Annotated in this window: 14 protein-coding genes and 2 pseudogenes; 9 read left to right on the forward strand and 7 right to left on the reverse strand. The window is 38.9% G+C overall.

Annotated elements, in window-relative coordinates; genetic code table 11:
- Positions 1–608: 608 nt before the first annotated feature.
- Together G322_RS0112915 and G322_RS23410 are read right to left on the reverse strand one after the other, a co-directional pair.
- Positions 609–3188, reverse strand: coding sequence for an LruC domain-containing protein (locus tag G322_RS0112915; RefSeq protein WP_028866621.1), 2580 nt, complete (start codon positions 3186–3188; stop codon positions 609–611).
- 1 nt (position 3189) lies between these two features.
- Positions 3190–3729, reverse strand: a complete 540-nt coding sequence (locus G322_RS23410) for a hypothetical protein (protein WP_156873964.1) — start codon at positions 3727–3729, stop codon at positions 3190–3192.
- A gap of 437 nt (positions 3730–4166) precedes the next feature.
- On the opposite strand from G322_RS23410, the gene G322_RS20770 reads away from it, so the two are divergent.
- The 3 genes from G322_RS20770 to G322_RS23920 all read left to right on the forward strand — a co-directional run bounded on the left by G322_RS20770 (position 4167) and on the right by G322_RS23920 (position 5229).
- Positions 4167–4661, forward strand: a complete 495-nt coding sequence (locus tag G322_RS20770; protein WP_022942181.1) for a nuclease-related domain-containing protein — start codon at positions 4167–4169, stop codon at positions 4659–4661.
- Positions 4662–4888: 227 nt separating this feature from the next.
- On the forward strand, positions 4889–5050 hold the full coding sequence (locus G322_RS23915) for a hypothetical protein (RefSeq protein WP_022942182.1): 162 nt from the start codon (positions 4889–4891) through the stop codon (positions 5048–5050).
- 47 nt (positions 5051–5097) lie between these two features.
- Entirely contained in the window at positions 5098–5229 is a 132-nt protein-coding gene (locus G322_RS23920) for a topoisomerase DNA-binding C4 zinc finger domain-containing protein (RefSeq protein WP_425413896.1), read from the forward strand.
- Between the two features lie 61 nt (positions 5230–5290).
- Here G322_RS23920 and G322_RS20780 read toward each other — a convergent pair whose 3' ends face one another.
- Together G322_RS20780 and G322_RS22350 are read right to left on the reverse strand one after the other, a co-directional pair.
- Complete coding sequence (locus G322_RS20780) at positions 5291–5554, reverse strand: hypothetical protein (RefSeq protein WP_245542319.1); 264 nt, start codon at positions 5552–5554, stop codon at positions 5291–5293.
- 175 nt (positions 5555–5729) lie between these two features.
- Positions 5730–6623 carry a JmjC domain-containing protein gene (locus G322_RS22350; protein ID WP_022942184.1) on the reverse strand — a complete coding sequence of 298 codons (894 nt, stop codon included), beginning with the start codon at positions 6621–6623 and terminating at the stop codon, positions 5730–5732.
- Positions 6624–7692: 1069 nt separating this feature from the next.
- Between G322_RS22350 and G322_RS0112950 the strand changes: the two genes are divergently transcribed.
- Positions 7693–9255 carry a SulP family inorganic anion transporter gene (locus G322_RS0112950; protein WP_022942185.1) on the forward strand — a complete coding sequence of 521 codons (1563 nt, stop codon included), beginning with the start codon at positions 7693–7695 and terminating at the stop codon, positions 9253–9255.
- Between the two features lie 35 nt (positions 9256–9290).
- Here the strand turns inward: G322_RS0112950 and G322_RS24560 are convergent, their stop codons facing one another.
- On the reverse strand, positions 9291–9416 hold the full coding sequence (locus G322_RS24560) for a hypothetical protein (protein ID WP_281166522.1): 126 nt from the start codon (positions 9414–9416) through the stop codon (positions 9291–9293).
- A gap of 361 nt (positions 9417–9777) precedes the next feature.
- On the opposite strand from G322_RS24560, the gene pfkA reads away from it, so the two are divergent.
- From pfkA to G322_RS23420, 5 genes are all read left to right on the forward strand, one after another.
- Positions 9778–10740, forward strand: coding sequence for a 6-phosphofructokinase (gene pfkA / locus G322_RS0112955; protein ID WP_022942186.1), 963 nt, complete (start codon positions 9778–9780; stop codon positions 10738–10740).
- 195 nt (positions 10741–10935) lie between these two features.
- On the forward strand, positions 10936–11373 hold the full coding sequence (locus G322_RS0112960) for a hypothetical protein (RefSeq protein ID WP_022942187.1): 438 nt from the start codon (positions 10936–10938) through the stop codon (positions 11371–11373).
- Positions 11360–12061, forward strand: a complete 702-nt coding sequence (locus tag G322_RS0112965; RefSeq protein ID WP_245542320.1) for a TIGR01621 family pseudouridine synthase — start codon at positions 11360–11362, stop codon at positions 12059–12061. The genes G322_RS0112960 and G322_RS0112965 overlap by 14 nt, the downstream gene beginning before the upstream one ends.
- A gap of 256 nt (positions 12062–12317) precedes the next feature.
- Positions 12318–12449 (forward strand): hypothetical protein, encoded by a 132-nt coding sequence (locus tag G322_RS24565; RefSeq protein WP_281166523.1) that lies wholly within the window; start codon positions 12318–12320, stop codon positions 12447–12449.
- Between the two features lie 33 nt (positions 12450–12482).
- Positions 12483–12620, forward strand: a complete 138-nt coding sequence (locus tag G322_RS23420; protein ID WP_022942189.1) for a hypothetical protein — start codon at positions 12483–12485, stop codon at positions 12618–12620.
- A gap of 44 nt (positions 12621–12664) precedes the next feature.
- Here the strand turns inward: G322_RS23420 and G322_RS20790 are convergent.
- Positions 12665–12922 (reverse strand): annotated as a pseudogene (locus G322_RS20790) (IS1595 family transposase); the annotation flags it as partial.
- 109 nt (positions 12923–13031) lie between these two features.
- A pseudogene (locus tag G322_RS23925) lies at positions 13032–13260 on the reverse strand (IS1595 family transposase); the annotation flags it as partial.

Raw genomic sequence — 13260 nt, forward strand, 5'->3', positions numbered from 1 at the left:
CCCCTTACTACCACTGACTTTCTCGCTGTGTTCGTCGTGCTTTTTTGTGTGGTGAAGATAAATATACAGGGCAAAATTTTGAACACCGACGCCAATGAAAGATCGGGGACATCCGTAAACTTTGACTGAATTTCGAGGTTAATCTGTGGTTAAATAATGACCACTGATTAATCTTTGGAGGCAATAATGACTCAATCCCGTGATTCATTAATTTCACTTATTGATACCCCTTACTACCACTGACTTTCTCGCTGTGTTCGTCGTGCTTTTTTGTGTGGTGAAGATAAATATACAGGGCAAAATTTTGAACATCGTCGTCAATGAGGGCAGAGGGTCAGATCTTGCCTTTTGCCCAAAGAAGCAAAAAGCAAGATCTGACTCCGAAAATGCGCTTAAATTAAAAGACACGGCTTTCTATCCAAAAATCAACAGCGCCACAACGGACAACCGCAGGGGCTTTCCTTTATTAACGCTACTTTGCCTCATGGGGGCATTAGCACTTAGTCTTTTCATTGCCACTTAGGGTAAAAGGAAAACGAGAAATGGTTCGCTTCCTTTGCAAGGGATCTACGTATCGATGCTTTAAAATATCGTGATAAGACGTTGGCTTAAAGGTCAGATACGCTATCAAACACAAATTTTGAGTTACGTTTACTCTTATACCAATTTTTATTCTTTTTACCCTTGCTCGAGGCCCAATTTAAGATGTCAGGGTAACCATTTGAGAGATCCACGTGTTCCTTGGGATGGTGCCATTTTGCAGGGATAGACATCGCCCAAGGTAAGTTCTCTTTCGTTTGATAATACCTATCTTGGCTTTGGTTTGAATCATCATGCTGTGATCCAAATTTTCTTTTTGAGGCCTGCTTGGAAGGAAAGTATCCAGGAAAGTGAACTTCGATGTGCTCACCGGTCTCTAATACACGTGATAGAAAGCTGTTATAAGGCGCACTACCAAGGGCGGATGATGAAATAGGGGAGTTAAAAGTGATGCTAAGTGTGTATAAATGGCCCGTCACTTTTAAGCTACCACTAAAGGTATTTGATAACTGATACCCTGGTGGTGGTGGCAGAGCGTCTTTGATACTTTCTATAATAATAAATAACGATTGATTACCATCTGCAATCGGCATTAATACGCGGGTAGTGCCTTTTAGTTTCATGGTTGCATTAGCAATATTTGAAATAGGCGTATTGATTAACATCCGTAATGAATTATCAAATGCAGCGCCACGTGCGACGGGTAATACCTTAAAAACAATACGCTGAATAAGTCCATCTACTTTGCTTTCTTCAACGTTATAATCGAACACCGCATCGTTAAAGTCATAATCACCGGTGAGGGGCCATTCATCTTCAAAGGCGATGGTGCCATATTGACCTTGCGCGGGGGAGAAAGAAGTACTTTGCGTTTCAACCGTAGGTACATCACTACTGTCAAGGGGGGATGTTTCGTAAAAATAGACCTCATTGCCGTCGCTAAAGCCATCATTATCACTGTCTGCGACCACGGGGTCCGTGTTAAATATATTGATCTCTTCATTATCGGTCAGCCCATCACCATCGGTATCCGCTAAAATGGGGCTGGTATTCATTTCTGTAATCTCTTGTTGATCAGTAAACCCGTCGTTATCAGAATCAACTAATGTCGGGTCTGTCTTGGTAAACATGACTTCGTCAAAGTCAGTAAACCCATCATTATCGCTATCAATAAGTGTTGGATCGGAGTGATAGATAACCGCTTCTTCTAAATCGGTTAAGCCATCATTATCGGTATCAACTAACTGCGGATCTGACTGGTAAATGGTGATCTCTTCTCTGTCGGTTAATCCATCATTATCACTGTCACTGTCCATTGGGTCTGTGCCTAAAATATTTATTTCATCCATATCACTTAAGCCATCTCCATCACTATCCAATAGGACTGAATTATAAGTGAGTTGTAACAGGGTATTAGATAAGGTTTGTTCACTTAACGAGGGACTGGTATCTCTGTTGAGATAATAAATATAAGCATTACCTTCATTATTATTCTCCATGCTTTTGTTATTAGCCCCAATCACCACATAATCTTCATTGATTGATAATGCGTGTCCAAAAGTATCTTGTGTTGCAGCATCCTCATCTGAAAATTTATATAGCTGCTTCCAGATTCCATCACTTTCTTGGAAGAGGTAAGCGGAGCCCCGTGAGTTATTGGAATTTTCACTGCCCACGATAATGTGATCACCTGATATCGCCACGCTCGACCCAAAGTTATCACCCATTGCAGCATCACTTGCGATAAGTTTTGTTTGTAGAGCCCACACTGAACCGGTGCGTTTATAAACATACACTGCACCACTTTTTTTATTCTTTTTGATCTCTGGGTTATTCTCTGCGCGTGCACCCACGACGGCATAGGTACTCGAAATTGCAACAGAACTCCCAAATTTTGCACTTTTAGTGATATGTCCGCCCATCAAACTGGCTTGTTTTTGCCATATATCATCCACGCGACGATAAATATATGCAGCGCCTTCTTTTGCCCGTCCATACTCATTGTCGCCAATAATGAGAAACTCACCTGAAAGCATCAATGAAGATCCAAAATGTGCGCTTTTGTAAGTAGACTCCGGTGTAATTGTTACATCAGCAACCCAAGTACCAGCGCTTTTAGTTATAATATGTACCGCCCCCTGATGACTGGCTGCGATACCTTGCGAGCCAATGGCTGCATAGTTTTTTGAAATGCTCACGGTTGCGCCAAAATGGTCGTTTTTAACACTGCTTGGATTAATAAGTTCAGCTTGCTGTACCCAAATTCCCGTGATTTTTTCAAAGATATAAACGACACCATTTTGACCCGTTTGTTTTTTGTTCGCACTAATAATCAGCTGTTCTCCTGATATGGATAGCGCTTTACCAAATTGTGTTGCTGTCACCGCGTTCGCAGAAAGTGGAGTTAAACAGCTGGATAGATCCCATGTTTGTTCAATACGTTGATAGAGGCATGCTTGACCGCTGGCATTGCTTAGTCCGGGCGCGCCGATTAAGGTGGTATTTTCAGAAAGAGCAACGGCGGCTGCAAATTGTTTATAGTCAGGGGTTAATATGTCTAGCTGCTGGGCCTGTAGTTGGGGATCAGCTACAACAGTGAAGGGCAACAAGCCGGTTAATAGTAAAAATAGAGGGGCAATAAATTTCATGTTAATACTCCTCAAAGTGATAAGAAATAGTCGTGTTTTGGTTGATAGCAATCTCTATAAAATTATTGCTATCATCATTTCTGACAATGAATATCGACTCAATATCAGTACTGATTGATAAGCTACTTCGATAGCGATTAGATTGATTTATAATACCCAGCTCTAATAAGTGAATCGGGGTGTCACTGTGTGGATCCAGGGCACTATAAATGCCTAATTTTGTGTCAAGTTGTGGGTGTGTAAAGTGTAAATCGAGCGTGATGCGACGTTGGCTTTGAAAAGTAAAGCTATCATCAATGACTGCGGTATTGAGTGATTTTACCGCCATCTGTTCGATTTCCTGTTGGCTAAGTTCATTATTTCCATTGAGGGGGATGGGGGTTGGAGAGACTGTTTCACTGCCTGCCACCGCTATCACTGGCGGTTTTACTTCAGTGTCTGCTGATCCGCCAGAAGAGCCACAGGATGAGATAAAAGGTATCAATACTAACCCCAACCAACATGAATTTATCGCTATTCGTTTACATCGTTGTTGACTCATAACTTATCCTTTTTATATCTCAGTAGGTATTAGGCTAATTTATTTTATATCTTTACCTAGTAGGGCAATCGTTATGCCATTACTAGTGATTTTATTATTTTATTATTTGTTGTTATTTAACAGTTGCTTACTGTGGTGTGTAATTTTTAGTTATGTTGAGTTCAGATTGTTGTCGTAGAGCAATTGCAATATGCGAATCACTTTGCATATGAGTATTTTTTTGTAACGTTGCAATGGCACCGTGGTTATTGGCTTAACGCGATGCGAATAAATGCATCTTTATAGGTACAACCATTGAGTGACCCCTTAATGATTTTTTGGTTCTGCCACAAATATTGGAATAAAAGATCAGGACAGCCAAAGACTTTGACTGAATTTCATGGCGAGGATCATTTTGCCATTGACTAACAGCTAACTATTAACCCCAAGGATTTAAAATGGACTTTACCCCGATCATCTTTAATGCATTAGGCCTTTATTGGTATTTTATCCCACTCTTTCTGTTACCTGTTGTTCTAAAATCGGCTTGGTGTAAAGGCATTTGGGGCGAGTGCTTAGTTAACTTTTTATTAACTAAGTTCCTACCCAAAAAGCACTACACCTTAATCAAGAATGTCACTTTGCCAACGGATGATGGCACAATTCAGATTGACCATATTGTGGTTTCACCCTTTGGTGTGTTTGTGATTGACACCCAAAATATGAAAGGCTGGATTTTTGGATCTGCTAAGCAAAAGCAGTGGACACAAAAAATTTTTAAATACTCCGTCAAGTTTCAAAATCCACTGCATCAAAATTATAAACATACACACACCTTAGCCCGTTGTTTGGGGTTACTAAGTGACCAGATTCATTCTGTCATTGTGTTTATCGGTGACAGTACGTTTAAACTAATACCCGTCACCAATCAAAGAGCTTTATTCAGTCGCTAGCTCGGATACCTAGGCAAGGCGCAACATGAAGACAATGGCTAGTCCTTATCGAATGTTGTAACGCCGAATTGGTTTTCGAGCTAGCGACCCATAGGGCAAGTGGTAAGGAAAACACCTTCGTTGTTAGTAAGCTTTGATTGAACCCGTTAGACCTTCAACTTCCTGCCTAGAATCTGTTCACCTTACCGCTTGCTGAATTTTGCTCCTTGAATGGTAACGGGTATTTTATGCCTGAAAATGTCACTTATGCGCGTGGCTGTGTGCAATACATCAAAACAAAACAGCAAATTTACTTCACGATTGAGCAAATTAATGAAATGCTAAAAACCATTGAAGCAGGGCGCTTATCACGTGGTTTAAAAACTAAACTGACACATAAAGAAAGATAGTTAACACTAAAAGCACCCCAAAAGTAGTTATTCAACAAAAGAACACCATCGACCCATCTTGTCCTAAATGTGGTTCTGGTATGGTGTTAAGAGAAACGAAGAAAGGTAAAAATGCAGGCAATCAATTTTGGGGGTGTACTGGCTTTCCGCGTTGTAGAAAAATTCTGAGTATCAGTTAAATACCTTCGCGAGTAATTTTTGCAACGGAGAATAGTGTCCCACCGTTGCATGGATTGCTAATCAATACGCTTGCACACCAAACTTAAGCCGCAATCTTGGCAATACATCATCTAGGTTTTGAACATCTTTATCTTGTAATTCGATTAAGTTGAAATTGTATTTTTTATGTAATTCAATCTTCTTTTTCTTTCTTGCGAGGTACTTTGGCTCATTTTCATAACTCCCATACTCAATATAAACTTTGCCAGTTGGAATATAGAAGTCGCAGTATACATCCTCTTCAATGGGTAACTTGCGCTCGTAAACATGCACAATCTCAGCCATATATAGCCAGTTATCAACCCGAATTTTAGCTTTAGACCTAACAAAATGGCCATCAGCACTACGATACTTGGCTTCAAATTTAGTTCTGAACTTGTACACATCCACTTGGCCAGAACTTACTAATGGTGACTCTTAGATACATGAAGGGATTACAGCCAATGGATATTAGTTATATCTATTGATGCTCAGTAATTTCCAAAAAATCAACCGACTTCCAATGCTCAGCATCGGCACTTAACGCATTTAGAAGTTTGTTGAATTCACTGTTGTGAGGACCCTTGTCATCGATAATGGCCGATTCCCTCCACTTCTCAGAATGAGATAGTTTTTCTCTTAAGGCCGTAGTCGCAATATCAATCCAAGTCGGCGGTGTAAAAGTAAAATTAAACGAAACAGCATCTGTCACTGCTTCGGTCATATGCCAAACTCCTCGTGGTACGAAGAGAATTGAGCCTGGTTCTAATATATATTCAGTACAATCTGTGGGGAATGATTCTGGAAATTGTTTAGCGGTATAACTTTCTAGTTCATGGTCAGCAGGTTGCCCGATCACATGACGAGTCATTGGATTGTTAATGGTGTTGTTTTTTGCTAACCACCATTTTTTTGTTCCTTCTAATTGAATAACAAAATTAAAATTCTGATCGAAATGAGGAGCATTTCCTTTCCCCGCTGGTGTTGCGTAGACTAAGTTTCTAACATAGGTCAACTCAGAGAAGCCAATTTCTCTTCTAATTTGTTGATTCCAAATGTCAAACTCAGGAATTATTCTATTGACGTCATTAAAGAGAATACAGCTTCCATTATTATATTCATGGAGAGCGTCTTCAGGAGGGATTGAGGTCTTTGAAATCTCATCTGCAATCTTTGGGTTAAAGACATCAACAGTGTCGCGCCAACAGGCAGCAAGGCTTTCAACAGAATAAAGAAAGGGAAGACTCATTAAATCTTTAAGGGATTCTGTATTACCATGGGATATAAAAGGTGTTCGAGACTTGAGTAACTTTAAAAATTCTTCTCGTGTATTATCGCCAATAAGTGACTTTAGATTGATTTCGGTATTGCTCATATTTAATTCGCGTAATTTAATGGTCGATGATGTGAACTATCTCATGAAATAAACAATATGAATATATCTACTTGATCAATTGCCATTAACTTATCACAAGCACAGTTAGGTATTTTTTTATCTTAGCTACATCAAAACGCCACGCTACTATGATAAAGACAGGACATACATGGACGCTCACTTGTTGTCAAGACGAACAAATCTAGAACATAAAAATAATCTTATATTCGTAATGACATTAATTCTAAAGTCCCCGTACTAACTTGTTTGCGATTACTTGACTCATTGGTTTACTGCAGTAAACCGTTCTGACATATATTCGAGCTATGGACTAAATCCCATGCTCCTGATGAGTTGCGAACCAGACTATCAATGATAAAAAATACAATCAAGCGAGCTATAATCCTGTGTCCCAAGCTGGTTTCATTCTGGTCGCGAGAGCCTTTTCTTTTCATCTTATAAACTGATGTTACGCAGTTGAGGCTTTGCACCTAGAACAAGCCTCAACTACGTAACATCAGTTATTAAAACAGCATTGGCTTGAAGCAATAAAGGCATTAAAGCAATTAATTACAGAGCCTCAAGCATGCTGTTAATATTCGTGGGGATCGCTCAGGCTCTGTTCCATTTTACTGTTGTCACGATGCAATCCTTTGAATTACATGGCATTATAAAAAAGTTGAATTTCATTCAATCTCAACATTTACAAGGAGTTAAATACTTGTAAATTAACCGACAACAATATTATGGAACAGAGCCAAAAAACATGTAACGACTCAGGTCGTTGCCATTTAAAGTGTAGTCAAATTAAAGCTTCTGTTATCTGGTGATAACTATGTTAAAAATGCTCATTTAAACGACTAGACTGTACTTTTTTGCCTTGACTAGACATAAATAAATGGCTTAGCCCTGAGTATTTACAACGCTATTTTATTAAAATACCTTAATTTTGATGGGGTGCTGAATAGTTATGAAAATATAACTAAAAAATGTTTGTTTTGCTGTTGCTTAAAAAACTCGCTATAATTTGCGCCCACAAAATTGAGTGTTAAATTAAAGGATAATAAGCGTGTTTGAGTTTCCCAAGTTCAGTAAGAACAGTGTTAAAAATGATGTTTTATCAGGCTTAACCGTTGCTTTGGCACTCGTGCCAGAAGCGGTGGCTTTTGCATTTGTCGCCGGTGTTGATCCCATGGTTGGGCTTTATGCCGCCTTTATGGTCGGTATTATTACCGCGGTATTTGGTGGGCGACCAGGCATGATATCAGGTGCAACAGGTGCAATGGCTGTGGTGATGGTGTCACTGGTTGCTGAGCATGGTGTGCAATACCTGTTTGCGGCGGTATTATTAGCGGGTTTAGTACAAATTTTATTTGGTGTGTTCCATCTGGGTAAATTTATCCGTATGGTTCCCCATTCGGTGATGATAGGTTTTGTAAATGGGCTAGCGATTGTTATCTTCCTTGCACAACTTGGACAATTTAAAGTCAAAAATACAGCGGGTGAGTTTGAATGGTTACAAGGTGCGCCACTGTATATCATGCTTGCTTTGGTATTACTCACAATGGCAATTATTCATTTTCTTCCTAAATTAACCACTGCTGTTCCTTCAACATTAGTGGCAATCGTTGTTGTAACCTCATTAGTTTATTTTGTACCTGCTCTTGATACTCGCACTGTGGTTGACTTCTTACGTATTATGTCGGGCGATGAAAATGCGACTATTGCGGGTAGTTTGCCTACCTTTGCACTGCCTGCTGTACCGTTCTCGCTAGAAACATTAAACATTATTCTGCCTTACGCATTAATTCTTGCGGCTATTGGTTTGATTGAGTCTCTATTGACGTTAACGGTGATTGATGAGATGACGGGCACCCGTGGACGCGCTAATAAAGAATGTATCGCGCAGGGAGCATCTAATATGGTTAATGGTGTCTTTGGGGGGATGGGTGGCTGTGCAATGATTGGTCAATCGATGATCAATATTAACTCGGGTGGTCGAGGACGTTTATCAGGTATTACCGCTGCACTTGCACTGCTTGCCTTTATTCTTTTTGCATCTGGCCTGATTGAGATGGTGCCACTGGCTGCTCTGGTTGGTGTGATGTTTATTGTCGTTTTAGGTACCTTTGAATGGGCCTCTTTTAAGATGATGTCTAATGTACCGAAAAAAGATGCGTTTGTGATTGTACTCGTCAGTGTAGTCACCGTGATGACTGATTTAGCGATTGCGGTATTTATTGGTGTTATCGTTTCTGCGTTGGTATTTGCATGGGAGCATGCAAAACATATTCATGTAGTCAGTGAAATAAATAACGATGAAGATAAAAAAACCTACCGTGTTAAAGGCCCGCTATTTTTCGGCTCTGCCAGTAACTTCCTCGATCTGTTTGATATTCAAAATGATCCACAGCATGTGATTGTTGATTTTGCTGGCTCTCGTGTGGTTGATCAGTCTGCGATTGAAGCGATTAGCACGTTAACCGATCGTTATACTCGTGAAGGTAAAAAAGTACATATTCGTCATCTGAGTAGAGATTGTCGTAAACTGCTAAACAAAGCGGGGATTTTAGTTGAAATTAACGTGATTGAAGATCCGTCCTACAAAGTGGCTTCAGATACATTGGGTTAATTGTTAATGCAATAAAATAGCGTGTTTGCGCTGTTTTATTTTGTTGAGTGACGTGTCGGTTGATAGATAGCGTCACATTTTGGACTTTGATTGGTGTTTTTACTGTTCCAAACCGAGTACCAGATATGCTTACTACGGTGTGTTTTTTTCTTGTTTCTCATTTTTATCTCCTGTTATTTAAGTTGTCTTAATTTAATTGATTAATATGACAGCAATATGACTCGGTTTAAGCTCTTTATTTGCGAAAGAACAAAGAAAGCATTACTTTACTGTAAGATAATCACTCAATAATTTGATGTGTGTTATATATTTTTTGATTGTCCGTTATTTTACGAAAATTTATGATCATTTAAGCACATCATTAGAAAAAAAGGTACACTGCGTTTATCGAAAAACTGTCTAAAATATTCTTATTAGCATTCAGTCTGATAAATAGAACCGTGTCATAAATATGCCGTATCTATCTTGTATAACGGTTGAACAGAATTTAAAAAATATTTCCATAATTGGTTGAGGTAAAGCGTGATTAAAAAAATCGGAATTTTAACAAGTGGCGGTGATGCACCGGGCATGAACCCTGCTATTCGTGCAGTGGTACGTAGTTGTCTAGCGAACGATATCGAAATTTACGGTATCCACGATGGCTACGCTGGACTTCATGCAAACAAAATTGAAAAATTAGAGCGCCGATCAGTATCTGACATTATTAATCGTGGTGGTACATTCTTAGGCTCTGCACGTTTTCCTGAATTTAAAAAGGAAAGTGTACGCCGTGAAGCGATCCAAAATTTAGAAGCGCATGGTATTGAAGCATTGGTGGTTGTCGGTGGAGATGGCTCTTACATGGGCGCTAAAAAACTCAGCGAGATGGGCTATCCATGTATCGGTATTCCAGGCACCATCGATAACGATATTGCAGGCACTGACTATACCATTGGTTTCATGACCTGTTTAAATACCATTGTTGATGCCGTCGATCGTTTACGTGATACCTCATCTTCACATAATCGTATCTCTATTGTTGAGATTATGGGGCGTTACTGTGGTGATTTAACACTATGGGCTGCTGTTGCTGGTGGCAGTGAGTATGTTATCGTGCCTGAGATAGGGTTTAATGAAGATGAGTTATTGGTTCAGCTTGCACACGGCGAAGAGAAAGGTAAAAAACATGCCATTATTGCTATCACTGAGCATGTAACAGATGTTAATGCGCTGGCTAAACGTATTGAAGAAAAAACAGGGCGTGAGACACGGGCTACTATTTTAGGGCATATTCAGCGTGGCGGATCCCCGATGGCGTTTGACAGAATTTTAGCAAGTCGTATGGGCGCTTATGCCGTTGAACTTTTAAAAGAAGGTAAAAGTGCACGTTGTATCGGCATTCAAAATGGTCAGATGGTTCATCATGATATTATTGAGTGTTTAGAAGAGATGAAACGTCCATTCCGCCAAGACTTGTTTGATCTTTCACACGCATTATTCTAGAAAATATTGTATTTCTAAGTAAATAAAACCTACCTTTTGGTGGGTTTTTTACCTTAAGGGGGAATTATTAAAGCATTTCAACAATTACAGCAGTTATATCAACTTGATGATATTAAAAAAAACTGTGTTGATATCGACCATGCACTTGCCATTATTCATACCATGGGATTACTCTACATTGATCTTAGTATTGGAATGGAATTAATTTGGCTTGATAAAAAAGAACCTAGCTTTGAAAATGATGAACGGGCTATATTATACAGTCAAACATTATTAGCGTTGATCAGTGAGACTGAGACTCTTTTTAATGAAAATATTCCGTTGCCCATTGAGACTAAAGATTGGCTTGATCACTCTGGTAATCCAACTTACCAAGCCGTTAGCTATACATCAGGTTATCTACGTGGATTAGAACTCAGCATACAGGCGCGTGACCCTTATGGGGTTATTGATGATGAAGATAAAGCGCAATTACAGCAAACTTGCCTATTACTCCTCAGTAAAGTAGCGCATTACCAAACAGAAGATAAAACGCTACAAACACTCTTTTCAGGCTTGCCTGAATACAAAGAGATAATCGCTGTTTTACCTAAATTACTTTCTCAATATGGATTTAATTGTGCACAGTATTAATGCAACAGACTATTTTTCAATGGTTTCTGAAAATGAACATTTTATTGTTATCAACAAACACGCGGGTATCAACTTTCACTGTGAAGAGGGGGAGTTTGGTGTAGTGGTCGCGGTGGAAAAATTTCTAAAACAGAAATTATACAGTGTGCATCGTCTCGATAAAATGACCTCTGGTTTACTGTTATTGGCTAAATCATCTGTTGTGGCGCATGAACTTGCAACGCTATTTAAAGAGCAAAAGATACAAAAATACTATTTAGCTATTAGTGATAAAAAACCGAAAAAGAAGCAGGGGTTAATTAAAGGAGGCATGGAAAAATCACGTCGCTCTATGTGGAAGTTAACCATTAAAAAAAAGAATTTAGCGATCACTCAGTTTTTTAGTTATCCCTTAACTGAGGGAAAACGTCTGTTTGTTGTTAAACCTAAAACGGGTAAAACACACCAAATTCGTGTGGCACTGAAGAGTATTGGCAGTGCGATTTGTGGCGATCCTCTCTATGCAGAAAAACAGTCTTGCTACGATCGTGGTTATCTACATGCTTATCAAATTAACTTTAGCCTGAAAAATGAGTTTTTCAGTTTTTGTTGCCTGCCAGAAAAAGGGGACTTATTTCACACTGAAATATTGACTCAGCAGCTTAATCTACTTGATGACCTGAAGCAATTATCTTGGCCTAAAATATAAGCGTATATTTAACCACAATTTAATAGTGACTATTCGCCTCTTCCTATTTTTTACTCGGACAAAGTGGTGCAAAACGTGCATTTTATGAAGATGCGTTACAGTTTGAAACTTATTTTATACAACTGAAACCATTGGAGCAAAACCTGATGAAATTATTCGCATAAAAGAGATTGAGCGTCTGTTTAATGAACTAAAATCTGGCGGAGAAAAAGTTTTTAATATTTATCAGGCAAGCAGTAAATCTGATGCGATACAAGTGATAGATGATTTAGAGCACCAAGGGTTTAGCAAGGCAGAAAAACTACTCGATGACTTATCTGATGCGGCTCGTTTAAAGATAAATGAGTCAATGTCTAGTCTCGTAACATTAGCAAGTCAACTGTCATGAATTTTAGGCTTATCAACAGCAGTTATCATTATATTGACCATTATTATCACTTTTTATGCGCGTAAAATAATATTTATACCTATCTCTGAAATATCCACTGCGATTGATAAATTACGTAAAGGAGAACGAGATATCGCATTAACGTCATTTGATCGTAATGATGAGTTATAATGCCCCAAGAAATTTAAACTATAAAATTAAGGCTCTGTTCCATTTTACTGTTGTCCCCCATATGCAAATTGTAAAATTTGCTGATAATTAGGGTTTGAACGACTTTCCATGAACCAAGCAAGATAATGCGACAAGTACTTTATTGCAACTCCTCGCATTTTTACATCAATCCACCCTTTGAAATGAGCAATCGCTCCATTGACGGTTTGAATATGATAAATGCTATCTATCACTCTATTTTTACCACTAATTAATCGCTTATGATCACAATGTGTCATTTTAGCAATGCTCATATAATACCAATCCGGCTAAGTAACTGATCGTTTTTACTGGTTTAAATGACTAATATCTGCGTTGCATTCAATCGCAATAGCCGGCTATTACTCAATCATGCGCCTTGACCTGAGTAATTTACCCTGCGTAAAACCTGATCATTATATTAAGCGGAATGGTATAAGCCCATGCACCATCACTACATAACACCGAATTATTGCTTATATGAGGTGCTAAATGTCGCTGAATTTCAGATGCAGTATCCTCAGATAAAACACCGTCAATCATGTGGTTACTACGATCTGTAGACAAAAGAATAGCAACTTGGCCTTCCTTAGTTCTTTTATCTAAATTGCCACCACGTTTC

It is taken from the genome of Psychromonas hadalis ATCC BAA-638 (assembly GCF_000420245.1).
Lineage (GTDB): Bacteria > Pseudomonadota > Gammaproteobacteria > Enterobacterales > Psychromonadaceae > Psychromonas > Psychromonas hadalis.